General features: G+C 71.1%; 18 protein-coding genes. 1 reads left to right on the forward strand and 17 read right to left on the reverse strand.

Annotated elements, in window-relative coordinates; all coding sequences use genetic code 11:
• Positions 1-3 precede the first annotated feature (3 nt).
• From AC54T2_RS17270 to AC54T2_RS17345, 16 genes are all read right to left on the reverse strand, one after another.
• Positions 4-774 carry a prepilin peptidase gene (locus AC54T2_RS17270; RefSeq protein WP_186341155.1) on the reverse strand — a complete coding sequence of 257 codons (771 nt, stop codon included), beginning with the start codon at positions 772-774 and terminating at the stop codon, positions 4-6.
• 8 nt (positions 775-782) lie between these two features.
• Entirely contained in the window at positions 783-1,607 is an 825-nt protein-coding gene (locus tag AC54T2_RS17275; protein WP_206054375.1) for a shikimate dehydrogenase, read from the reverse strand.
• A 4-nt stretch (positions 1,608-1,611) separates the two neighbouring features.
• A complete protein-coding gene (gene mltG, locus AC54T2_RS17280; protein WP_186341154.1) occupies positions 1,612-2,799 on the reverse strand; it encodes an endolytic transglycosylase MltG in 1,188 nt (395 codons plus the stop codon).
• On the reverse strand, positions 2,792-3,259 hold the full coding sequence (gene ruvX, locus AC54T2_RS17285; protein WP_186341153.1) for a Holliday junction resolvase RuvX: 468 nt from the start codon (positions 3,257-3,259) through the stop codon (positions 2,792-2,794). The genes mltG and ruvX overlap by 8 nt, the downstream gene beginning before the upstream one ends.
• A 10-nt stretch (positions 3,260-3,269) precedes the next feature.
• Complete coding sequence (gene alaS, locus AC54T2_RS17290) at positions 3,270-5,972, reverse strand: alanine--tRNA ligase (RefSeq protein ID WP_496666796.1); 2,703 nt, start codon at positions 5,970-5,972, stop codon at positions 3,270-3,272.
• The gene (locus tag AC54T2_RS17295) at positions 5,972-6,241 is read right to left on the reverse strand and encodes a DUF6167 family protein (protein WP_186341151.1); all 270 of its coding nucleotides are present in this window, start codon (positions 6,239-6,241) and stop codon (positions 5,972-5,974) included. The genes alaS and AC54T2_RS17295 overlap by 1 nt, the downstream gene beginning before the upstream one ends.
• Entirely contained in the window at positions 6,241-6,753 is a 513-nt protein-coding gene (locus AC54T2_RS17300; RefSeq protein ID WP_186341150.1) for a hypothetical protein, read from the reverse strand. Before AC54T2_RS17300 ends, AC54T2_RS17295 begins: the two co-directional genes overlap by 1 nt.
• Before the next feature lie 34 nt (positions 6,754-6,787).
• A complete protein-coding gene (locus AC54T2_RS17305; RefSeq protein ID WP_496666797.1) occupies positions 6,788-8,155 on the reverse strand; it encodes a replication-associated recombination protein A in 1,368 nt (455 codons plus the stop codon).
• A gap of 37 nt (positions 8,156-8,192) precedes the next feature.
• Positions 8,193-9,521: an ABC transporter ATP-binding protein gene (locus tag AC54T2_RS17310; protein WP_186341149.1), complete on the reverse strand. Its 1,329-nt coding sequence runs from the start codon at positions 9,519-9,521 to the stop codon at positions 8,193-8,195.
• Entirely contained in the window at positions 9,518-10,606 is a 1,089-nt protein-coding gene (locus AC54T2_RS17315) for an ABC transporter ATP-binding protein (RefSeq protein WP_186341283.1), read from the reverse strand. The genes AC54T2_RS17310 and AC54T2_RS17315 overlap by 4 nt, the downstream gene beginning before the upstream one ends.
• Before the next feature lie 11 nt (positions 10,607-10,617).
• Positions 10,618-11,628 (reverse strand): ABC transporter permease, encoded by a 1,011-nt coding sequence (locus AC54T2_RS17320; RefSeq protein ID WP_186341148.1) that lies wholly within the window; start codon positions 11,626-11,628, stop codon positions 10,618-10,620.
• 174 nt (positions 11,629-11,802) lie between these two features.
• The gene (locus tag AC54T2_RS17325; RefSeq protein WP_186341147.1) at positions 11,803-13,572 is read right to left on the reverse strand and encodes an ABC transporter substrate-binding protein; all 1,770 of its coding nucleotides are present in this window, start codon (positions 13,570-13,572) and stop codon (positions 11,803-11,805) included.
• A gap of 78 nt (positions 13,573-13,650) precedes the next feature.
• The gene (locus tag AC54T2_RS17330) at positions 13,651-14,685 is read right to left on the reverse strand and encodes an ABC transporter permease subunit (protein ID WP_489976743.1); all 1,035 of its coding nucleotides are present in this window, start codon (positions 14,683-14,685) and stop codon (positions 13,651-13,653) included.
• Positions 14,686-14,857: 172 nt separating this feature from the next.
• A complete protein-coding gene (aspS, locus tag AC54T2_RS17335; RefSeq protein ID WP_186341145.1) occupies positions 14,858-16,651 on the reverse strand; it encodes an aspartate--tRNA ligase in 1,794 nt (597 codons plus the stop codon).
• Positions 16,648-18,033, reverse strand: a complete 1,386-nt coding sequence (gene hisS / locus AC54T2_RS17340) for a histidine--tRNA ligase (protein ID WP_489976742.1) — start codon at positions 18,031-18,033, stop codon at positions 16,648-16,650. Before hisS ends, aspS begins: the two co-directional genes overlap by 4 nt.
• Positions 18,030-18,716 carry an MBL fold metallo-hydrolase gene (locus AC54T2_RS17345; protein ID WP_186341143.1) on the reverse strand — a complete coding sequence of 229 codons (687 nt, stop codon included), beginning with the start codon at positions 18,714-18,716 and terminating at the stop codon, positions 18,030-18,032. The genes hisS and AC54T2_RS17345 overlap by 4 nt, the downstream gene beginning before the upstream one ends.
• 93 nt (positions 18,717-18,809) lie before the next feature.
• Here AC54T2_RS17345 and AC54T2_RS17350 point away from each other — a divergent pair, with 93 nt between their 5' ends.
• A complete protein-coding gene (locus AC54T2_RS17350; protein ID WP_496666798.1) occupies positions 18,810-20,072 on the forward strand; it encodes a DUF349 domain-containing protein in 1,263 nt (420 codons plus the stop codon).
• 46 nt (positions 20,073-20,118) lie between these two features.
• Here the strand turns inward: AC54T2_RS17350 and AC54T2_RS17355 are convergent, their stop codons facing one another.
• Entirely contained in the window at positions 20,119-22,407 is a 2,289-nt protein-coding gene (locus tag AC54T2_RS17355) for a RelA/SpoT family protein (protein WP_241005114.1), read from the reverse strand.
• Positions 22,408-22,423 lie beyond the last annotated feature (16 nt).

Raw genomic sequence — 22,423 nt, forward strand, 5'->3', positions numbered from 1 at the left:
CTCTCAGCCCCAGATGCGCCCAGCGAGCGCAGTCCCCCAGACGAGACCCACCAGCGCACCGGCGCACATGAAGGGGCCGAACGGCACCGCGCGCTTCAGCAGGCTGCGGTCGCGCCTGACCACGAGGACGACCAGCACGGGAACGACGAACAGCACGAAGCTCGCCCACACCCCGATCGCCAGCTCGCCCCAGCCGGCCCAGCCGAGCACGAGCCCGACGGGTGCCGCCAGCCGCACGTCGCCGAAGCCCATCCCCGCCGAGCGCACGAACCACAGCACCCAGAAGAAGGACCGCGCGAGGACCATCGCGACGAGGGCGCGTACGAGGGACTCCCGCTCGCCCGTCGCCAGGCCCACCGCCGTCACCGCGACGATCGCGGCGAGGGTCGCCGGCACGACGACGACCCGCGGGAGCAGGCGGGTGTGCCAGTCGATGACGGACAGGGCGACCGCGACCGGGGTCAGCGGCACCAGCCACAGCAGCGACCAGTCGAGGCCCGTCGCCGCCCCCAGCAGCGCGCCGGAGACGGCCGACACCACCGCACTGCGCCAGCCCAGCCCCGGTCGCCCGGCGATGTCGGCGTAGCGCGTCTTGGGCGGCTCGACCTGCGTGGCGACGGAGCCCGGCTCGCCGGCGTCGGGGCCGGCCCCGTCCGGGGACCCGACGGGCTTGGGCACGGGCTCCGGCACGCGCGCGACGAGGCGCGGGACGAGGAGACCGCCGAGGCCGGCGAGCACCGCCGCCACGAGGACGGCGAGGACGGTGTCGTTCACGAGCCCATTCAACCGGGATTCCGCGCCGCGAGGGCACGTTCGCCCGCATCGCGCAGCAGCTCGACCGCGACCGGGCGGCCGGTGAACAGCTCGACCTGCAGGGCGGCCTGGTGGACGAGCAGGTCGAGCCCGCCGACGAGGGTGCGGCCTGACGCCGAGGCGGCCAGCGGGGTCGGCCACGGGTCGTAGACCGCCTCGAAGACCACCGGCACCGCCGCGCAGCGCTCCACCAGGGCGGACGTCTGCGCGCCAGCCGGGACGGTGGACACCACGATGTCGGCGACGAGGGCGTCGGGGGCGTCGAGCGAGCCGGTGCGGACGTCGATGCCGGCCGGGTGCGAGCGGAGCGCCGCCACGGTCTCGGCGGCTCGCGACGCGTCGCGCACCAGCAGCTCGACCGAGCCCACCCCGAGCTCGGCCAGCGCCAGCCCGGTCGACGTCGCGGTCGCGCCCCCCCCCAGCACGACAGCCGTGGCGAGCGGGGCGGACGTGCGCTCGCGGATCGCGGCCGCCGCTCCCGGCAGGTCGGTGTTGTCGCCGACGCGCGTCCCGTCGTCCTCGAGCACGACCGTGTTGACGGCTCCCGCCAGGCGCGCGCGGTCGGTGGAGCGGTCGACCAGCGCGAGCGCCTCACGCTTGAGCGGCATGGTGAGCGACAGCCCGCGCCACTGCGGACCGAGCCCGGACACGAACTCCTCGAGCCCACCGGCGGGCACCCGGTGGGCGTCGTAGGCCCAGTCGAGCCCGAGCTCGGCGTAGGCCGTGCGGTGCAGCGTCGGTGAGAGCGAGTGCGCGATCGGGTCGCCGAGCACGCCGCAGCGCCGGCTCAGCACCGGCTCAGCACCGGTCGGACGTCTCGCAGTAGGTCTTGTACTCGTTGCGACCCTCGAGGAAGCCGTCGTAGGTCTCGTAGAACTTGGTCTCGCCCGTCGCGAGGTCGACCGTGACGTAGTAGTACCAGTTGCCCTCAGCGGGGTTGGCCGCCGCCGCGATGGCGTCGTCGCCGGGCGCCTCGATGGGCGTGGGCGGGAGCCCCGGGTTGATTCGCGTGTTGTAGGGGGTGTCCTCGGCCAGCTGCTCGGGCGTGAGCTCGGTCGAGCCGGGCGAGAGGCCGAGCCCGTAGGCGATCGAGGCGTCGATGCCCAGCGTGCCGTTGGTGCCGCCCTTGTCGCCGGGGCCGTCGAGCCGGTTGTAGATCACGCGGGCGATCTTGGGCATGTCGTCGCCGCGGCCCTCGGCCTCGATCAGGGAGGCGATGATCATCAGCTCGCCGGGCGTCTTGCCGAGCTCGGCGGCCCGCTCCTCGAGGCCGGCGGCGTCGGCGGCGGCGCGCCAGCGGTCGACCATCATCGTGAGGATGCGCACCGGCTTCATGCCGGGCTTGATCTCGTAGGTCGCCGGGAAGAGGTAGCCCTCGGCGTTGCCCTCGGCGTAGTCGGGCAGCCCGAGCTTGTCGGGCTTCTGGAGGGCCCGGTTCCAGGCCTGCTCGGAGAACTCGGTGCTGTCGGCGAGCGTCGCGACGATCTCGGTGAGGCGCAGGCCCTCGGGGATGGTGACGGTCGGGAAGCCGATGAGGTTGGCGGGGTCGATCAGCACCTCGAGGGCGTCGGCGGCGCGCATCTCCTCCTGGAGCTCGTACGCGCCGACCTGGATGCCCGCGGCGGCGGGCTCGCCGGCGGCGGCGTCGATGAAGGCCTGGACCGACTTGACGACGCCGTCGTCCTTGAGGTTGCGGCCGATCTGGGCGGTGGTGTCGCCCTCGTTGACGGTGAACTCGACCGAGCCCGTGCCCGGCCCGGGGTAGTCCTCGGGGCCCTGGAACTGGTCGGCGACCCAGGAGACGCCCTGCGTCAGCGCGACGTAGAAGCCGCCGAGCAGCACGACGAGCGCGATCAGCACGGCGAAGCAGCCCTTGAACCCGCGGCTCTTGCGCCGCTTGCCGCCCGGGACGTAGGCGCGGTCCTCGTGCTCCTCCCGCTCCTCCGGGCGCACGGGGGCGTCCGAACGGGTCTCGTGCTCACTCATCTGTCTCCGCCACCTCGACGATCTCTCCCGGTGCCTGCCCACTCGACCGTTCCGTGTCGAGTGCAGTCTGCAGGATCAGCACGGCTGCCGCCTGATCCACGACCGCGCGCCGCTTGGCGCCGTGCCGGCCCTGCTCGCGCAGGATCGACTCGGCGGACACCGTGGTCAGTCGTTCATCACACAGCCTCACGGGCACGGGGGCAACCCTCCGCGCCAGCCTGAGGGCAAGTGCGCGTGCCTTCTGGGCCGCCGGGCCCTCCGTCCCGTTGAGCGAGCGGGGCAGCCCGACCACCACCTCGACCGCGTCGAGCTCGGCGACGAGCTGGGCGAGCCGGCGTACGTCGCCCCCGCCGCTGCGCACCGTCTCCACGGGGGTGGCGAGGACCCCGGAGGGGTCGCTGCTCGCCACGCCGATCCGGGCGTCCCCCGGGTCGACGCCGAGCCGCACTCCTCGCCTCACGCTCGTCCTCTCAGACCTGGGTCGCGCGCTGCGCGACCTCGCGACCGACCAGGTCGAGGGCCTCGTCGATGCGTGAGGCGTCGGTGCCACCGCCCTGGGCCACATCGTCCTTGCCGCCGCCCTTGCCACCGAGCAGCGGCCCGACGGCGCGGACGAGGTCACCGGCGGAGAGCCCGCGGGCGCGGGCCTGGTCGTTGGTGGCGGCCACGACCGAGACCTTGCCGCCGGCCTGACCGATGATGACCACGACGCCGGGCTCACCCTGCGGCAGCCGGCCGCGGACGTCGAGCGCGAGGTTGCGCACGTCGCCGGCACCGGCCCCGTCGGCGCGGTGGGCGACCAGCTTGACCGGCCCGACCTGCGACGCCCCGGCGGCGAGGTCGGCGCTGGCGCCGAGGAGCTGGGCCAGGCGCGCCTTCTCGAGCTCCTTCTCGGCGGCGCGGAGCCGCTCGGTGAGGCCCTGGACCCGGCTGACGAGGTCGTCGGGCTGGGTCTTGAGCAGGCCGGTGAGCTGGGCGACGACGTCGCGCTCGCGGGCGAGGTAGCCGAAGCCCTCCACGCCGGTGAGCGCCTCGATGCGGCGGTTGCCGGAGCCGACGCTCGTCTCGCCGGTCACCACGACCGTGCCGATCTGCGAGGAGTGGTCGACGTGCGTGCCGCCGCAGAGCTCGCGCGACCACGGTCCGCCGATCTCGACGACGCGCACCTTGGTGTTGTCGTAGGTCTCGCCGAAGAGCGCGATCGCGCCCCACTCCTTGGCCTGCTCGAGCGTCATGTAGTCCCAGTGCACGGGCAGGTCGGCCCGCAGCGCCTGCTGCGAGACGGACTCGATGTCGCGCACCTGCTCGGGGGTCAGCGCCTGGGTCCAGCCGAAGTCGAGCCGGAGGTAGCCGGGGCGGTTGTAGGAGCCGGACTGCAGCGCCGTGGGGCCGAGCACCTCGCGCAGCGCGGCGTGCACGACGTGGGTGCCGGAGTGCGCCTGGCGGGCGCCGGTGCGCCACTCGGGGTCGACGCGGGCGTGGACCTCACGGCCGGGGTCGAGCTCGCCCTCGAGCACGCGCACCTGGTGGACGACCAGGCCCTTGATGGGGCGCTGGACGTCGAGCACCTCGATGCGGCCGCCGTCGAAGACGATCGTCCCGGCGTCGGCCGCCTGTCCGCCGGACTCGGCGTAGAACGGCGTGCGGTCGAGCACGAGCTCGCCGACCTCCCCCTCGACCAGGCGCTGCACCGGGGCTCCGCCGCTGAGCAGGGCCAGCGGCTTCGACTCGGTCTCGAGCGTCTCGTAGGCCAGCCACTCGGTCGGGCCGAACTCGTCGAACACGCCGCGGTAGACGGCCGTGTCGCCGTGGGCGCCCTTCTTGGCACGAGCGTCGGCCTTGGCACGCTCTCGCTGCTCGGCCATCAGCCCGCGGAACCCCTGCTCGTCGACGGTGAGGCCCTGCTCGGCCGCCATCTCGAGGGTCAGGTCGATGGGGAAGCCGTAGGTGTCGTGCAGCGCGAAGGCGCGCTCTCCGGAGAGCGTGGTGCCGCCGGTGGACTTCACCTCGGAGGCAGCGGTGTCGAAGATCTGCGTGCCGGCCTGGAGCGTCTTGCGGAACGCGTCCTCCTCGGCGAAGGCGACCTGCGAGATGCGCGGCCAGTCGGTCAGGAGGTTGTCGTAGGTCTCCCCCATCCTGTCGCGGGAGATCGGCATCAGCTCGGGAAGCACGGGGGCGTCGCAGCCCAGCAGCCGCATCGACCGCACCGCGCGGCGCAGCAGCCGGCGCAGCACGTAGCCCCGACCGTCGTTGCCGGGCGTCACGCCGTCACCGATCAGCATCATCGAGGACCGGACGTGGTCGGCGACCACGCGGAAGCGGACGTCGTCCTGGGGGTCGGCACCGTAGGTCTTGCCGGTCATCTCCTCGGCCTTGGCGATGACGGGGTAGACGACGTCGATCTCGTACATGTTCTTCTTGCCCTGCAGCAGCAGCGCGACCCGGTCGAGGCCCATGCCGGTGTCGATGTTCTTCTTCGGCAGCGAGCCGGCGATGTCGAAGTCCGACTTGGACCGCACGGCGCTGAGCTCGTCCTGCATGAAGACGAGGTTCCAGATCTCCAGCAGCCGGTCCTCGAGCTCGACCGGCATGTCCGGGCCGAGCGCGGCGGGGTCGAAGTCGGGACCCCACTCGGGACCGCGGTCGTAGAGGATCTCCGAGCAGGGGCCGCCGGGGCCCGGGACGCCCATCGACCAGTAGTTCTCCTTCGGGCCGAGCTGGACGATCCGCTCGCGCGGCAGTCCGGTGACCTTCATCCAGATGCCGATGGCCTCCTCGTCGCCGACCAGCACCGACGGGTAGAGGCGGTCCTGCTCGAGTCCGTAGCCACCGTCGGCGACGGGCTTGGTGATCAGGTCCCAGGCCAGCTCGATGGCACCGGCCTTGAAATAGTCGCCGAAGGAGAAGTTGCCGCACATCTCGAAGAACGTGCCGTGGCGGGTGGTCTTGCCGACGTCCTCGATGTCGGGGGTGCGCACGCACTTCTGGATGCTGGTCGCGCGCACGAACGGCGGCGTCTCCTGGCCGAGGAAGTAGGGCTTGAACGGCACCATGCCCGCCGGGACGAACAGCAGGTTGGGGTCGTCGGCGAGCAGCGAGGCGGACGGCACCACGGCGTGTCCGGCGGCCTCGAAGTGCGCGAGGAAGCGGCGGCGGATCTCGGCGGTGTCCATCAGTGGTCCTTCGTCTCGGTGGTGCTCGTGGTCAGCTCGGGAGGATGCCCGGTCCCCAGGGGCCGCAGCCCGAGCTGCTCGCGCAGCTCGGTCTCGCGCTCGGCACGGCCCTGCTGGACCTCCTCGGCGAAGAGCCGGGCGCCGGCCTGCCACCCGCGTACGCGGTCGCGTACGCCGTCGGCGGTGAGTGAGTCGGCGACGCGGCGGGCGCGGGCAGCGGCGTAGACCCCGACCCCCGCTCCGGCGACGAACCAGAGTGGGCGACCCATCAGGCGACGTCCTCGCCGAGGTCGGCGCGGGCGTCGGCGCGCTCGCGGGCACGGAACTCGCGCATGGCCTGCTTCACCTCGGCGCGGCGCTCGCGGCCCGCACGGCGCGACTCCTGCCGCACCGCGAAGCGGATCCGGTTGCGGCTCTCGGCCGACATGGCCCGCCGCAGGCCGTGGGACCAGCCGGCCGCCCGGACCACGGTCTCGCGGACGACGAGGTCGGTGAACAGGCGACCGTCGATGGGCCGGGCCACGGGCGGGTCGACCTCGGGCCCACGGTGGGGCGCCGTCCCACGTGCGGGGTCGTCGAGCCCGGTGATCACGAACGCGGACGCGCCGGCCTCGGCGTGCGGCGCTGGGGCACGCTCGGACAGCGACGCCGTGAGGGACTCGGCGAGCGACTCCGCACGCGCCTCGGCGCGGCGAGCGCGACGATGCGCGAGCAGCGCCACGGCGAGCGCCACCAGCGCCACCACGACCGCTGCACCCAGCCACGCCTGCTCCGTCGTCACGGCGCCGAGCCTACAAGCCTCACGCGACGGCGGGTCAGCCGCCGCGGACGATCCGCCGGACCCGCTCCCAGCGCTCCTTGACGCCGGCCTCGGCGCCGAGCGACGTCGGACGGTAGTAGCTCGCGTCGGCGAGGACGTCGGGAAGGTACTGCTGCTCGGCCACACCGAAGGGCTTGTCGTGGGGGTAGGCGTAGCCCTTGCCGTGCCCGAGGTCCGTGGCGCCGCCGTAGTGGGCGTCGCGCAGGTGGGAGGGCACCTGCCCGATCTTCCCGGCCCGTACGTCGGAGAGGGCCGCGTCGATCGCGGTGATCACGGCGTTGGACTTGGGGGCGACGGCGAGGTGGATGGTGGCCTGGGCGAGGTTGATCCTCGCCTCCGGCATCCCGATGAGCTGCACCGCCTGGGCGGCCGCGACGGCCGCCTGCAGCGCGGTCGGGTCGGCCAGCCCGACGTCCTCGCTCGCGTGCACCACGAGGCGGCGGGCGATGAAGCGCGGGTCCTCGCCCGCCTCGATCATCCGGGCGAGGTAGTGCAGCGCCGCGTCGGGGTCTGACCCGCGGATCGACTTGATGAAGGCGGAGATCACGTCGTAGTGCTGGTCGCCCTGCCGGTCGTAGCGCACGGCGGCCTGGTCAACCGCGGTCTCGGCGGTGGCGAGGTCGATCGTGGCCACGCCGTTGCTGCTCGCGGCGCCGGCGGCGGCCTCGAGGTAGGTGAGGGCGCGCCGGGCGTCACCGCCGGCGAGGCGGACGAGGTGGTCGCGGGCGTCGTCCTCGAGGACCGTGCTGCCGGCCAGCCCACGCTCGTCGAGGAGCGCCTGGTCGATCACCTCGGCGACGTCCTCGTCGGTCAGCGACTGCAGCCGCAGCAGCAGGCTGCGCGAGAGGAGCGGGCTGATCACCGAGAAGAACGGGTTCTCCGTGGTGGCGGCGATCAGGGTGACCCACCGGTTCTCCACGCCCGGCAGCAGCGCGTCCTGCTGGGCCTTGGTGAATCGGTGCACCTCGTCGACGAACAGGACGGTCTCCTGACCGCCCCTGGCCAGCTCGGCCCGGGCGCCGTCGATGGCGGCGCGCACCTCCTTCACCCCGGCGGCGACCGCCGAGACCTCCACGAACCGGCGTCGGGTCTGCTGGCTCACGATCGCCGCGATCGTGGTCTTGCCGGTGCCGGGCGGGCCCCACAGCAGCAGCGACATCGACTGGTCGCCCTCGATCAGCCGGCGAAGCGGAGAGCCGGCCGCCCGCAGCTGCTGCTGGCCGACGAGCTCGTCGATCGTGCGCGGCCGCATGCGCACGGCCAGGGGCGCGGACGCGTGCGTGTTGGCGCCCAGCGAGCCGGCGCTGGGCACGGAGCCGGGCGCGGGTTGCCCCGCGCCCGGGATCTCGAAGAGGCCGTCCACGCCGGGAAGTATCCCCCGGGCGCCGACGGCGCTCGACTCAGGCCCCCGTCGTCTGCTTGGTCCGGAGGTCGTACCAGGTCTTCTCGTAGCCCGGGATCGTGAGCTGGGTGTTGCTGGGCGTGGCGCCCGGCACCGGCGTGCCCTGGTCGTCGACGCCGAGCAGCTCGGTCGTCACCGGAGTGGCGGGATGCGCGCCCAGCTCGCCCGCGAAGTGGCAGGCCACCTTGTGGCGCTTGCCGATCTGCAGCAGCGGCGGCTCGACCTTCGCGCAGATCTCCTGAGCGAACTGGCAGCGGGTGCGGAACCGGCAGCCCGACGGCGGGTTGATCGGGCTCGGCACGTCACCCTCGAGCCGGATGCGCTCGCGCCGGCCGCCGATCGCGGCCTGCTTCACGTCGGGCACCGCGGACAGCAGCGCCTGGGTGTAGGGGTGGTGCGGCTTGGCGTAGATCGTCTCCCGGTCGCCGATCTCCACGATCTTGCCGAGGTACATCACGGCGATCTCGGGGCAGAAGTGGCGCACGATGGCGAGGTCGTGGGCGATGAAGAGGAACGCCACGTCGAACTCGGTCTGGATGTCCTGGAGCAGGTTGACCACCTGCGCCTGGATCGACACGTCGAGCGCGGAGACCGGCTCGTCGGCCACGAGGACCTTGGGGTTGAGCGTGAGCGCCCGGGCGATGCCGATGCGCTGGCGCTGGCCACCGGAGAACTCGTTGGGGTAGCGGTTGTAGTGCTCGGGGTTGAGGCCCACGATCTCGAGCAGCTCCTGCACGCGCGGCAGGATCTTGTTCTTGGGCACGATCTTGTGCACCTCGAGCGGCGCTCCGACGATCGTGCCGACGGTGTGCCGCGGGTTGAGCGAGGTGTAGGGGTCCTGGAAGATCATCTGCACGTCGCGGCGCAGCGGCTTCATCTCCTTGTTGGAGAGCTTGGCCAGGTCCTTGTCGGCGAACATCATCGAGCCGCCGGTCGGCTTGTAGAGCCGGGTGATCAGGCGTCCGGTCGTCGACTTGCCGCAGCCCGACTCCCCCACCAGGCCCAGCGAGCCTCCCTTGGGGACCTCGAACGAGATCCCGTCGACGGCCTGCACGTGCCCGATGGTGCGTCGGACGATGCCCGAGGACCTCACCGGGAAGTACATCTTGAGGTTGTCGACCGTCAGCACGGCCGGGGCGTCGGGGTCGAGCTCGGCGGCCACGTGGCCCTGCTCGGCCAGCGTCGCGAAGTCGAGGTCGACGGGGATGTCGTCGTCGCCGTAGGCCTCGCTCACCGGGTTGGTGAGCTCACGCTCCCCGGTCTCCGCCGCGTTGGCTCCGATCTCGGTCGGTTCGATCTCGGCGCGGGCGTTGGGATCCTGGGTCATCGGGTCTCCTCGACGAGGTCGGGGGCGATCTCGGGCAGCACTTCCGCGTGGTAGACCGCGATGGGGTCGGCCAGGTGGCAGCGCTTGAGATGGGCCGTGCCCGTGCTGGCCGGCAGCAGGTCGGGGAGCTGGGTCGAGCACAGGTCGCCGGGGACCTTGTCGGAGTGCACGCACCGGGGGTGGAAGGAGCATCCCGGCGGCGGGCGCAGCAGGCTGGGCGGGTTGCCCGGGATCGGGATCAGGCGCGCGTCGGTGGACGCCGACACCTCGGGCACGCTGGAGAGCAGCCCCCAGGTGTAGGGCATCTCCGGCGTGGTCAGGATCTGCTTGGTCGTGCCGAACTCCACGCACCGCCCGGCGTACATCACCAGGACGTCGTCGGCCATCTCGGCGATGACGCCGAGGTCGTGGGTGATGATGATGACCGCGGAGTTGAACTCGCGCTGGAGGTCCTGGAGCAGGTCGAGGATCTGCGCCTGCACCGTCACGTCGAGCGCGGTGGTCGGCTCGTCGGCGATCAGGAGCGACGGGTCGTTGATCAGGCCCATCGCGATCATCGCGCGCTGGCGCATGCCCCCGGAGAACTGGTGGGGGTAGTCGTCGACGCGCCGGTCGGGCTGCGGGATGCCCACGCGGTCGAGCATCTCGATCGCCTTGCGGCGCGCGTCGCGCTTGGAGGCACCGGAGTGGTGCACCAGGTAGGCCTCCGCCAGCTGCGAGCCGATCTTGTAGAACGGGTGCAGGGCCGCGAGCGCGTCCTGGAAGATCATCGCCATCTCGTTGCCGCGCAGGCTGCGCATGCGCGACTCGCTGAGGCCGACGACCTCGGTGCCGCCGACGCGGATCGAGCCGGAGATCTGCGCCGACTTGGTGTCGTGCAGGCCCATCACGGCCATGCTCGAGACCGACTTGCCGGAGCCCGACTCGCCGACGATGCCGAGCGTCTTGCCCTTCTCGACCGAGTAGGACAGTCCCTGCACCGCGGTGACGGGGCCGTCCTCGGTCGGGAAGGTGACCTTCAGGTCCTCGACCTGGAGGAAGGGGCCTTCGGCCTCCGCGGAGGCGGGGGCACTCGACTGGGTCATGGGAACGCTGGTCACGAGAGCCTCACCCTCGGGTCGAGGACGCTGTAGACGATGTCCACGAGCAGGTTGGAGATGATCAGGACGACGGCGCTGAACAGGGCGGTCGCCTGCACCACTGGCAGGTCACGGCCCTGGACCGCCTGCAGGCTCCACCACCCGATGCCCTGGATCTCGAAGATCCGCTCGGTGAAGATGGTGCCCGCGAGGAGCGTGCCGAAGTCGATGCCGAAGATCGTCACGACCGGCACCAGCGCGGCGCGCAGTCCGTGCTTGTAGACGATCGTGCGAGCCGGGAGGCCCTTGGCCTTGGCGGTGCGGATGTAGTCCTCGCTGAGGGCCTCGACCATCGCGCCGCGGGTGAATCGGGTGTACTGGGTGCACCCGAAGATGCCGAGTGCCACCCAGGCGAGGAACAGGCCGCTGAACCACTTCCATGGCCCGTTGGCGCCTATCGAGAAGTAGCCCGTGTCGCTGAAGAGCGGCACCTCGAACGTGATCGTGAGGTAGAGCCAGGTCAGCAGGGCGAAGAGGTAGTAGGGGATCGAGCTGATGAACAGGAAGCTCGACACCAGGGCCTTGTCGGCCACGGTGCCGCGCCGTCTCGCGGCGGCGACACCGATGGGCACCCCGAAGAGCAGGTAGAGGAACGCACCGCCGATCGCCACGGAGAAGGTCGCGGGCATGCGCGAGACGAGCTCCTCCTTGACCGGCTGCTTGGTGCGGAAGCTGACGCCGAGGCACGGGGCGGAGCACTCGTACTCGTTGGACGCGATGGTGAGCGTGCGACCGACGAAGATGCCCTCGACGTACTTGGCGTACTCCTCGTAGACCGGGTTGTTGTAACCCAGGGTCTTCTCGTAGACCGCGAGCTTCTGCTGGGTGCACCTGTTGCTGGTCTCGCGGTCACAGATCGGCTGCGCCGGGCTCGAAGGGCCGTACCAGAACAGCAGGAAGATCGCCATCGAGACCAGGGCCACGACGAGGACTCCCGAGATCAGGCGCTTCACGACATAGGCAAGCATCGCTGGTCACTCTCCGGGGATGGTGGATGAGTCGGCCCCCGAGGAGACAGCCTATCGGGGTCCGGGCTGGCGAGTGGGGGCTCCCGGTCCGGGAGCCCCCACCCGTCAGTGTGGTGCTGGGTCGTGCTGGGGACTACATGGTGCTCCAGGTCGAGGACCTGATGAGCGCCAGGATCACTGCATCACGTACAGGTCCTTGTAGTTCGGCGCACCGATCGAGCCATCGCCCGAGGGGTTGCCGACCTTGGTGCCGAAGACGAACAGGTCGTTGCGGAACGCGGTCGGGATGATCGGGAAGTACTCCGTCATGATCTTCTCGTCCAGGTCGCCCCAGGCAGCAGCCTGCTCGTCGAGCGGCAGCGTGCTGATGCGGTCCATCTCGTCGTTGACCGAAGCCTCGTCGAACAGAGCGGTGTTGTAGACGGCACCACCCTTGAGCAGCGGCGGGAGCATGGTCGAGCCCGACGGCCAGTCCGAGCACCAGTTGACGCCACGGAGGTTGAGCTTCTTGTTGACCTTGTTGTCGGGGTCGAGCCAGATGTTGTACGGCGACTCCTGCACCGGGATCGCCTTGACCGAGAAGCCGGCGGCCTCGTAGCCCTTGGTGATCTGGTCCTGGGTGGCCTTCGCCAGCGGGTCGACCTCGTAGTAGACCATGGTGATCGGGTACGGGGTCTCGACGCCGGCCTCCTCCAGGAGGGCCTTGGCCTTCTCCGGGTCGTAGGTGATCTGCTCACCGTCGACCTGGAAGTCCTTCTTGCCGGCCATGCCGGGGGGCATCACCGAGTTGGCGGGGATGCGGGTGACACCGGGCACCTCGCCGCCGGCGATCCACACGTCCTCGTAGGGGTAGGCGTAGGCGAGCGCCTTGCGGACCTCGATCTCGGGGATCTTGTTGTAGTCCGGGGTCAGCGTGGAGACGCACTGCGAGGTCTGCTGGACCAGGCGGTCACCCAGCTGGCCGTTGGCGTCGTTGTACTTGTCCGAGCCGAGCGAGGTGGACACGGCCGTCTGGCTGTCGGCGTTGTCGGAGAGCATGATCTCGTCGACCTTGGCCTGGTCCTGGTTGAACTTGAAGACGAACTCGTCGGCGTACTGGTGACGACCCGGGTCGGAGTCAGCGGCCCACTGGTCGTTCTTCACGAGGACGAGCTCCTCGTTGGGCTTGTAGCTCTCGACCTTGTAGGGGCCGTTGGACAGCGGCTTGGTGCCGTAGTTCGGCGGCTTGGAGGCGTTGCCGAGGGGCGCGGGGCCCATCGCCATGAACGCGCCCCAGTAGTCCATGTCCGGGAAGGGCGTGGACATCGAGATGGTGACGTCCTGGCCGTCGACCGCGATGCCGTCCCAGTTCTCGCACTTGGGGTCCTTGGCGGTGTAGGGGCCCTCGTAGTCCTCGGCACCCGCGAAGTAGTGCTTGGAGTACTCGGTGCCGGCACCGGACGGGAACGCCTCGGAGTCGAGCGAGCGGCAGATGCCGAACGCGACCTCTTCGGCCGTGACGGGCTTGCCGTCCTCCCACGTCGCGTTGTCACGGATGGTGAAGGTCCACTCCGTGTAGTCGTCGTTGGGGGTGCCCAGGTCGGTGGCGAGGTCGGGCACCAGCACCGGCTGGCCGTTCTCGTCACGGATGTACTGGGTCAGCGAGCGGCTCGTGAGCGCCTGCTGGATCGAGTTGCCGGTCACCGACCAACCAGCGGTCGGGTCGAGCGTGTCCGGACCGGGGTCTCCGGGCAGGTAGACCGTGATGGTCCCGCCCGGGGTGGCACCCTCCACCTCGGCAGCGGGGGCCTGACGCTCAGCGTCCTTGGTGCCCCCTCCCTGGTCGCCGAACTCTCGAGTCGTCCCGCTCCCGGTCTCGCCCTCGTCCGACGACCCGCCACCGCAGGCGGCGAGCGTCAGTAGGGCAGCACCGGCAACGAGCGCGAGCGGCTTGTTCCGCTTCATGCTGTCCAGCCTTTCTTTCTTGTTCTCACCGAGGACGGCGTCATCGGCGACGTGCACAACCTGGGGTCGAGCCGTGGCTCAACGACGGGTCTTGGGGTCGAGGGCGTCGCGGACCGCGTCGCCCAAGAGATTGAGGGAGAGCACCAGCGCGACGATGCCGAGCAGCGGCTGCCACAGGTACTGCGGGTACTCCCGGAAGTAGGTCGGCGTGGCCGCCTTGAGGATCGTCTGGCCCCACGAGACACCGTCGGTGACGCCGATGCCGAGGAACGCCAGTCCGGCTTCGAGCGCCACGAAGGACGGCAGCATCAGCGACACGCTGATGATGATGGGCGCCGCCAGGTTGGGCAGCAGCTCCTTGAACAGCACCCGCGAGGTCGGCATGCCCACCACCCGGGCGGCCTGCACGAACTCGCGCTCACGGAGCGCGAGGACCTCACCGCGGATCAGGCGAGCCGTGCCCATCCAGCCGAACATGGCCAGCACGCACACCAGGCTGAACTTCTGGATCGTCGCGTAGTCCTCGGAGGTGTTGAACCGGTCGTTGAGGATCGGGGCGAGGGTCAGCGCGGCGAGCAGGAACGGGACCGTCAGGAACATGTCGATGAAGAACGACAGGACCTTGTCGACCGTGCCGCCGAGGAAGCCGGCCACGAGCCCGACGATCACGCCGAGCGTGCTGGCGATCAGCGTCGCGACCGTCGCGATCATCAGCGAGATCCGGCACCCGTGCAGCCAGTAGGCGAGGTTGTCCTCGCCGGTGCGGGGGGCCACGCCCATCGGGTGGTCCCAGGTGAACGGACCGTTGGGCGGGCCCATCTCCGGCTTGGGCATGCCGTTGTTGAGGCCGTCGACGCGCTCGCTGGCCAGCGGCGTGACGAGGTCGACGCCGAAGATGTTGGTGATCGTGCCGGCGAACACGGCGCAGATGATGAAGAACAGCACCACCACCGCGCACACGACGGCGATCTTGTCGCGAGCCAACCGACCGAGCGCGATGCGCAGGGGCGACTTCCCGGAGATCTCCTTGGCCTTGGGGCTGTTGGGGTCCTGGTGCTCCGGATCGGAGTTCAGGATGCCCAGCGTCTCGGGCCCTGCGATCTCTGCCGACATGCTCTCCCCATCTGGTTCGGGACTGGCCGGCGCAGCCCGGGGTCTCCCGAGGGCTGCGCCGAGCGCGACTCTATGTGACGTCCGTGGTGGGCACGGTCACCGACGGGTAACGATCCCGTTACGACGCGGTGCACCGGGGTCGCCGCCAGGACACGGCAAACCCTTCGAAGGATCAACCGGCGGGCGGGACGTCCTTCGCGGGGACGGCGTCCACACCGGCTTCCTTGCGCTGCTCCGGGGTGATCGGAGCGGGCGCGGCGGTGAGGGGGTCGAAGCCGCCGCCTGACTTGGGGAAGGCGATCACGTCGCGGATGGAGTCGGTGCCCGCGAGCAGCGCCACGATCCGGTCCATCCCGACGGCGATGCCGCCGTGCGGGGGTGCGCCGTACTTGAACGCGTCGAGCAGGAACCCGAACTTCTCCTGCGCCTCGTCGTCGGTGAGGCCCATCACGGCGAAGACGCGCCTCTGCACGTCGCCGCGGTGGATACGGATCGACCCGCCGCCGAGCTCGTTGCCGTTGCAGACGACGTCGTAGGCGTAGGCCAGGGCATTGCCGGGGTCGGTGTCGAAGGTGTCCATGAACTCCGGCTTGGGGCTCGTGAACGCGTGGTGCACGGCCGTCCACGCGCCCGCGCCCACGGCCACGTCGCCGCTGGCCACCGCCTCCGAGCTGGGCTCGAACAGCGGGGCGTCGACGACCCACGTGAACGCGAACGTGGAGTCGTCGAGCATGCCGGCGCGGCGCCCGATCTCGAGGCGGGCGGCACCGAGCAGCGCGCGGCTGCTCTTGGCCGGGCCGGCGGCGAAGAAGACGCAGTCGCCCGGCTCGGCGCCGACGTGGGCCGCGAGGCCGTCGCGCTCGGCGTCGGTGAGGTTCTTGGCCACCGGGCCGCCGAGGGTGCCGTCCTCCCCGATCGTGACGTAGGCCAGGCCCTTGGCGCCGCGCTGCTTGGCCCACTCCTGCCACGCGTCGAACTGCCGACGCGGCTGGCTGCCGCCGCCCGGCATCACGACCGCGCCGACGTAGGGCGCCTGGAACACCCGGAACTGGGTGTCGGAGAAGTAGTCGGTGCAGTCGACGAGCTCGAGGCCCATCCGGAGGTCGGGCTTGTCGGAGCCGTAGCGGGCCATCGCCTCGGCGTACGTCATCCGGGGCAGCGGCCGCTCGATGGTGTGGCCGGCCTGCGCCCACATCGCCTCCAGGACGTCCTCCATCAGCGTGATGACGTCCTCCTGGTCCACGAAGCTCATCTCGATGTCGAGCTGGGTGAACTCGGGCTGGCGGTCGGCGCGGAAGTCCTCGTCGCGGTAGCAGCGCGCGATCTGGTAGTAGCGCTCCATGCCGCCGACCATGAGCAGCTGCTTGAACAGCTGCGGGCTCTGCGGCAGGGCGTACCAGCTGCCGGGCGCCAGGCGCGCGGGCACCAGGAAGTCGCGAGCGCCCTCGGGGGTGGACCGCGTCAGCGTGGGCGTCTCCACCTCCACGAAGTCGCGCGCGTCGAGCACGTCGCGCGCCGCCTTGTTGATCTTGCTGCGCAGCCGCAGCGCGGCGTTGGGGCCGGAGCGGCGCAGGTCGAGGTAGCGGTGCTTGAGGCGGGCCTCCTCGCCGACCTCGCCGCCCTTGTGACCGGACGCGTCGTCGACGGGGAACGGCAGCGGGTCGGAGGCGGAGAGCACCTCGACCTCGGTCGCGACGACCTCGATCTCGCCGGTCGCGAGGTTGGGGTTCTGGTTGCCCTCCTTGCGGGCCACGACCTCGCCGACCACCTTGATGCAGTACTCGCTGCGGAGGCTGTGGGCGACCTCCTCGTCGCGCACGACCACCTGCACGACTCCGCTGCGCTCGCGCAGGTCGAGGAACGCGACGCCGCCGTGATCGCGCCGCCGCGCCACCCATCCGGCGAGGGTGACGGTCTGGCCGACGTTGTCGGCGCGCAGGGCGCCGGCGTCATGGGTGCGGATCACTGGATCTCCTCTGATGACTCACTGGTGGTGCTGCCGGGGGTGTTGCTGGGAACGATGGTGCTGACGACGGCGGGCCGCAGGTCGGCCTCGGGCGGGCTCCAGGCCGCGGGATCGGCCTCGACCTGCTCCCCGCTGCGGATGTCCTTGACCTGGTGGGTCCCGTCGGCCTGGACGAACCACACGTAGGGGATGCCGCGGCGCTCGGCGAAGCGGATCTGCTTGCCGAACCGGGCCGGAGCCGGGGCGACCTCACAGGCGATGTCGCGCGCCCGGAGAGCGGCCGCGACCGCCGTGCTGGCGCCACGCTCGTCCTCGGTGTTGAGGGCGACGAGCACCGCGCTGGGCACCGGTCGGCTCCCGGACAGCACGCCGTCGGCGATGAGCGGGACGAGGGTGCGCGAGACGCCGAACGAGACGCCGACGCCGGGGTAGGTCGTGCGGCCGTCGCTGGCGAGCGCGTCGTAGCGCCCTCCCCCGCCGACGGACTTGAGCCGCTCGTAGCCCGCCATGAAGATCTCCACGACGGTGCCGGTGTAGTAGTCGAGGCCGCGGGCGATGCGCAGGTTGGCCTCCACCCCGACCCGGTCGCCGGCAACCGCGCGGCAGCCCTCGACGACCGCCGCGAGCTCCTCGAGGCCCTGGTCGAGCAGGTCGTCGGTGACGCCGAGGGACCGGACCCGCTCGACGAACGAGGTGTCCTCGACGCGGATCGTGGCCAGCTCGAGGCAGCGCCGCGCCTGCTCGGGGGTGGCCCCGACGCGCTCGACGAGGAGGGTGGCCACCTCGTCGGCGGGGAGCTTGTCGAGCTTGTCGATCACCCGGATGGCGTCCGTCACGTCGTCGATGCCGAGACCGCGGTAGAAGCCCTGGATCAGCTTGCGGTTGTTGAACTGGAACGACACCCGCGGGATGGGCAGCCGGCCGAGGGCGTCGACCATCACCGCCATCACCTCGACGTCGTGGTGGAACGGCAGCTCGTCGCGGCCGACGATGTCGACGTCGGCCTGGGTGAACTGGCGGTAGCGGCCCTCCTGGGGTCGCTCGCCCCGCCAGGCCGGCTGCACCTGGTAGCGCCGGAAGGGGAACTCGAGGTGGCCGGCGTGCTCGAGCACGTAGCGCGCGAACGGCACGGTCAGGTCGAAGTGGAGGCCGAGGTCGGCCTTGGCGCCGGGCTCGGCGGCGAGGCGTTGGAGGACGTAGATCTCCTTGTCCACCTCGCCGCCCTTGGCCAGCCGGTCGATCGGCTCGACGACCCGCGTCTCGATGTTGGCGAAGCCGTGCAGCTCGAAGGTACGCGACACCGAGGCGACCACCTCGCGCTCGACGGCGCGCTGCGCAGGCAGCAGCTCGGGGAACCCGCTCAGCGGGGCGATCTTGCTCATCGCACGTCCTGGACCAGGTCTCGGAGGAAGGGGTTGGTGGCGCGCTCGCGCCCGATCGACGTCTGCTCGCCGTGCCCGGGCAGCACCACGATGTCGTCGGCCAGCGGGAGCACCTTGTCGGTGAGGCTGCGCAGCATCGTCGCGTGGTCGCCGCCGGGCAGGTCGGTGCGCCCGATCGAGCCGGCGAAGAGCAGGTCGCCGGAGAACATCAGCTCCGAGACGTCCTGCTGCGCGTAGGGGGTGCGGAACGTGACCGACCCCTCGGTGTGCCCCGGCGTGTGGTCGACGACGAACCGCAGTCCCGCGAGCTCGAGCTCGGCCAGGTCGGTGAGCTCGCGCACGTCGTCGGGCTCGGCCCACGAGTAGTCGCCGCCGAGGAGCATCTGGGTGGTCTCGGGGCTCATCCCGGCCATCGGGTCGGAGAGCAGGTGGCGGTCGGCCGGGTGGATCCACGCCGTCGCGTCGTAGCTGCCGGCCACGGGAGCGACGCACCACATGTGGTCGACGTGGCCGTGCGTGACGAGCACGCTGACCGGCTTGAGCCGGTGCTCGCGGACGACCTGGTCGACCCCTGCCGCGGAGTCCTTGCCCGGATCGATGACCACGCACTCCGACCCGGGACCGGCTGCCACGACGTAGCAGTTGGTCCCCCAGGGTCCGGCGGGGAAGCCGGCGATGAACACGGGCGTCAGTCCTTGCTAGTCGTCTTGCCAGTCGTCTGCTTGTCGGTGGAAGCCTACCGAGGGCCCTCGGGGCCATGACTACGATGGGCGACCATGAGCTCCGACAAGCAGTCCCGAGACGACTCGGCCCCGGTTGACATGCCCTGGGGTCGGGTGGCCGAGGACGGCACCGTCTATGTCCGCACCGCCGATGGCGAGCGCCCCGTGGGGTCCTACGAGGCCGGCACGGCCGAGGAGGCGCTGGAGTTCTTCACCAAGCGCTTCGACGAGCTCGAGGGCAAGGTGCACCTGCTCGAGCAGCGGGTCACCACGGGCCGGCTGGCCCCCGAGGAGGCGAGCTCGTCGGTGAAGGCCCTGCGCGAGCAGGTGGTCGACGCCCACGCGGTCGGGGACCTGGTCGCGCTCGCGGCGCGGCTCGACGCGCTGGCTCCGGTCATCGCCGTGCAGCGCTCGGCCCGCAAGGAGGAGCGCGCGCAGAAGGCCGCCGAGTCGAAGGCCGCCAAGGAGGAGCTCGTCGCCGAGGCCGAGCGGCTCGCCGAGGGCACCGACTGGCGCAACGGCGCCAACCGGCTGCGCGACCTGCTGGCGACGTGGAAGGAGCTCCCGCGGCTCGATCGCGCCACCGACGACGCGCTGTGGCGGCGCTTCTCCACCGCCCGCACCACCTACACCCGCCACCGCAAGGCGCACTTCGCCGAGGAGCACGAGCGCCGCGACTCCGCCCGTGTCGTGAAGGAGCGGCTCGTCAAGGAGGCCGAGGCCCTCGCGTCGTCGACGGAGTGGGGCCCGACCGCCGGCAAGTACCGCGACCTGATGCGCGAGTGGAAGGCCGCCGGACCGGCGCCGCGCGACGTCGACGACAAGCTCTGGCAGCGCTTCCGCGGGGCCCAGGACACCTTCTTCGGCGCCCGCGACGCCGCCAACGCCGCTCTCGACCAGGAGTTCGCGGCCAACGCCGAGGTCAAGGAGGCCATCCTCGTCGAGGCCGAGGCCCTGGTGCCGGTCACCGACCTCGAGGCGACCAAGAAGACGTTCCGTGAGCTCGCCGACCGGTGGGACGCCGCCGGCAAGGTCCCCCGCGACCGGATGAAGGAGCTCGAGGGGCGCATGCGCAAGGTCGAGCAGGCGATCCGGGCCGTCGAGGACGAGCAGTGGAGCCGCAGCGACCCGGAGAAGTCCGCCCGCGCCGACGACATGATCGGCAAGCTCGAGGCCGGGATCGCCGAGGCGCAGGCGCGCCTCGACAGGGCTGCCGCCGCCGGCGACGATCGCAAGGTCAAGGACCTCCAGGGCGAGCTCGAGAGCAAGCAGGCGTTCCTCGAGATGGCCCGCCGGGCGGCGGCCGACTTCAGCTGAGCCCGGTCCGCCGCGGCTTCGCCCGGCGTCCCCGAGTGGCGCCGGGTCAGGCCGTGACGCGGTAGGCGTCGAACACGCCCGGCACGGCGCGCACGGCCCGCAGCACGCCGTCGAGGTGGGCGGCGTCGGCCATCTCGAAGGAGAACCGGCTCTTGGCGACCCGGTCGCGCGTGGTGGACAGCGTGGCGCTGAGGATGTTCACGTGCGCGTCGGAGAGCGCCATGGTGATGTCCGACAGCAGCCGGGCCCGGTCGAGCGCCTCGACCTGGATGTTGACCAGGAACGTCGACTGCGACGTCGGCGCCCACTCCACCTCGAGCACCCGCTCGGGCTGGCCGAGCAGGCTGGCGGCGTTGGTGCAGTCCTTGCGGTGCACCGAGACTCCCCCGCCCTTGGTGACGAAGCCGAGGATCGGGTCGGGTGGCACCGGGGTGCAGCACTTGGCCAGCTTGACCCACAGGTCGTCGACGCCCTTGACGATGACCCCGGAGTCGGCGGGTCCGCGCTTGGTGGCGGTGCGGGATCGGCCCGTGATGGTGACGCCCTCGGCGAGGTCCTCCTGGGCACCCTCGTCGCCACCGTGCAGGTCGATGACGCGGCGTACGACGGCCTGGGCGCTGAGGTTGCCCTCCCCCACCGCGGCGTAGAGGGCCGACACGTCGGCGTGGTGGAAGTGCTCGGCCACGAGCGCCAGCACGTCGTGGGTCATCAGCCGGTTGAGGGGCAGGCCCTCCTTGCGCATGAGCTTGGCGATCTGGTCCTTGCCGCGCTCGATCGCCTCGTCGCGCCGCTCCTTGGTGAACCACTGGCGGATCTTGGAGCGGGCGCGCGGCGACTGCACGAAGTTGAGCCAGTCGCGCGAGGGCCCGGACGTGGGCGACTTGGACGTGAACACCTCGACCACGTCGCCGTTGTCGAGGGTCGACTCCAGCGGCACGAGGCGACCGTTGACCCGCGAGCCGATCGTGTGGTGGCCGACCTCGGTGTGCACGGCGTAGGCGAAGTCGACCGGCGTGGCGCCCATCGGCAGCGCGATCACGTCGCCGCGGGGGGTGAAGACGTAGACCTGCTGCTGGTTCATCTCGAAGCGCAGCGACTCCAGGAACTCGCCCGGATCCTCCACCTCGCTCTGCCAGTCGAGGAGCTGGCGCAGCCAGGTGAGGTCGTCCTTGTCGCCGAGGCGGTCGGTGTCGACGCCCGCCTTGGAGTTCTCCTTGTACTTCCAGTGCGCGGCGACGCCGTACTCGGCGCGGCGGTGCTGCGCGAACGTGCGGATCTGCACCTCGACCGGCTTGCCCTGCGGGCCGATGACCGTCGTGTGGAGCGACTGGTACATGTTGAACTTCGGCATCGCGACGTAGTCCTTGAACCGCCCCAGCACCGGGTTCCAGCGCGAGTGGATGACGCCGAGCGCGCTGTAGCAGTCGCGGTCCTCGTCGACGAGGATCCGGATGCCGACGAGGTCGTAGATGTCGGAGAAGTCGCGGCCGCCGACGATCATCTTCTGGTAGATCGAGTAGTAGTGCTTGGGCCGGCCGGTCACCTTGGCGTTGATCCGCGCGGCCTTGAGGTCCTGCTCGATCTCCGCGACCACCTCGGCGAGGAACTGGTCGCGCGAGGGGGCCCGCTCGGCCACCATCCGGACGATCTCGTCGTAGATCTTCGGGTGGAGCGTGGCGAACGCCAGGTCCTCCAGCTCCCACTTGAGGGTGTTCATGCCGAGCCGGTGGGCCAGCGGGGCGTAGATGTCGAGGGTCTCGCGGCTCGAGCGCTCCTGCGAGGCCGCCGGGACGTAGCGCAGGGTGCGCATGTTGTGCAGCCGGTCGGCCAGCTTGATGACCAGCACGCGGATGTCGCGCGACATCGCCACGATCATCTTCCGGATGGTCTCGGCCTGCGCCGAGTCGCCGTACTGCACCTTGTCGAGCTTGGTGACACCGTCGACGAGCAGCGCCACCTCGTCGCCGAAGTCGGCGCGCAGCGCGTCGAGGGTGTAGGGCGTGTCCTCGACCGTGTCGTGGAGCAGCGCCGCGACCAGCGTCGGCTCGGTCATGCCGATGTCGGCGAGGATGGTGGTCACCGCGAGCGGGTGGGTGATGTAGGGGTCGCCGCTCTTGCGCATCTGGCCGGTGTGCCACTTGTCGGCCACCGCGTAGGCGCGCTCGAGGAGCGCCAGGTCTGCCTTGGGATGGTTGGCCCGCACGGCCCGGAACAACGGCTCGAGCACCGGGTTGGAGGACGGCGGCCGGGTGCCGACGCGGGCCAGGCGGGCGCGCATGCCGCGCGCGCTCGGGGACGCCTTCGCGTCGTGCGCCGGTGCCTGCTCCTCTGCCATTGGCCCAGTCTAGTGA

Source organism: Nocardioides sp. Z35_8 (assembly GCF_059621125.1).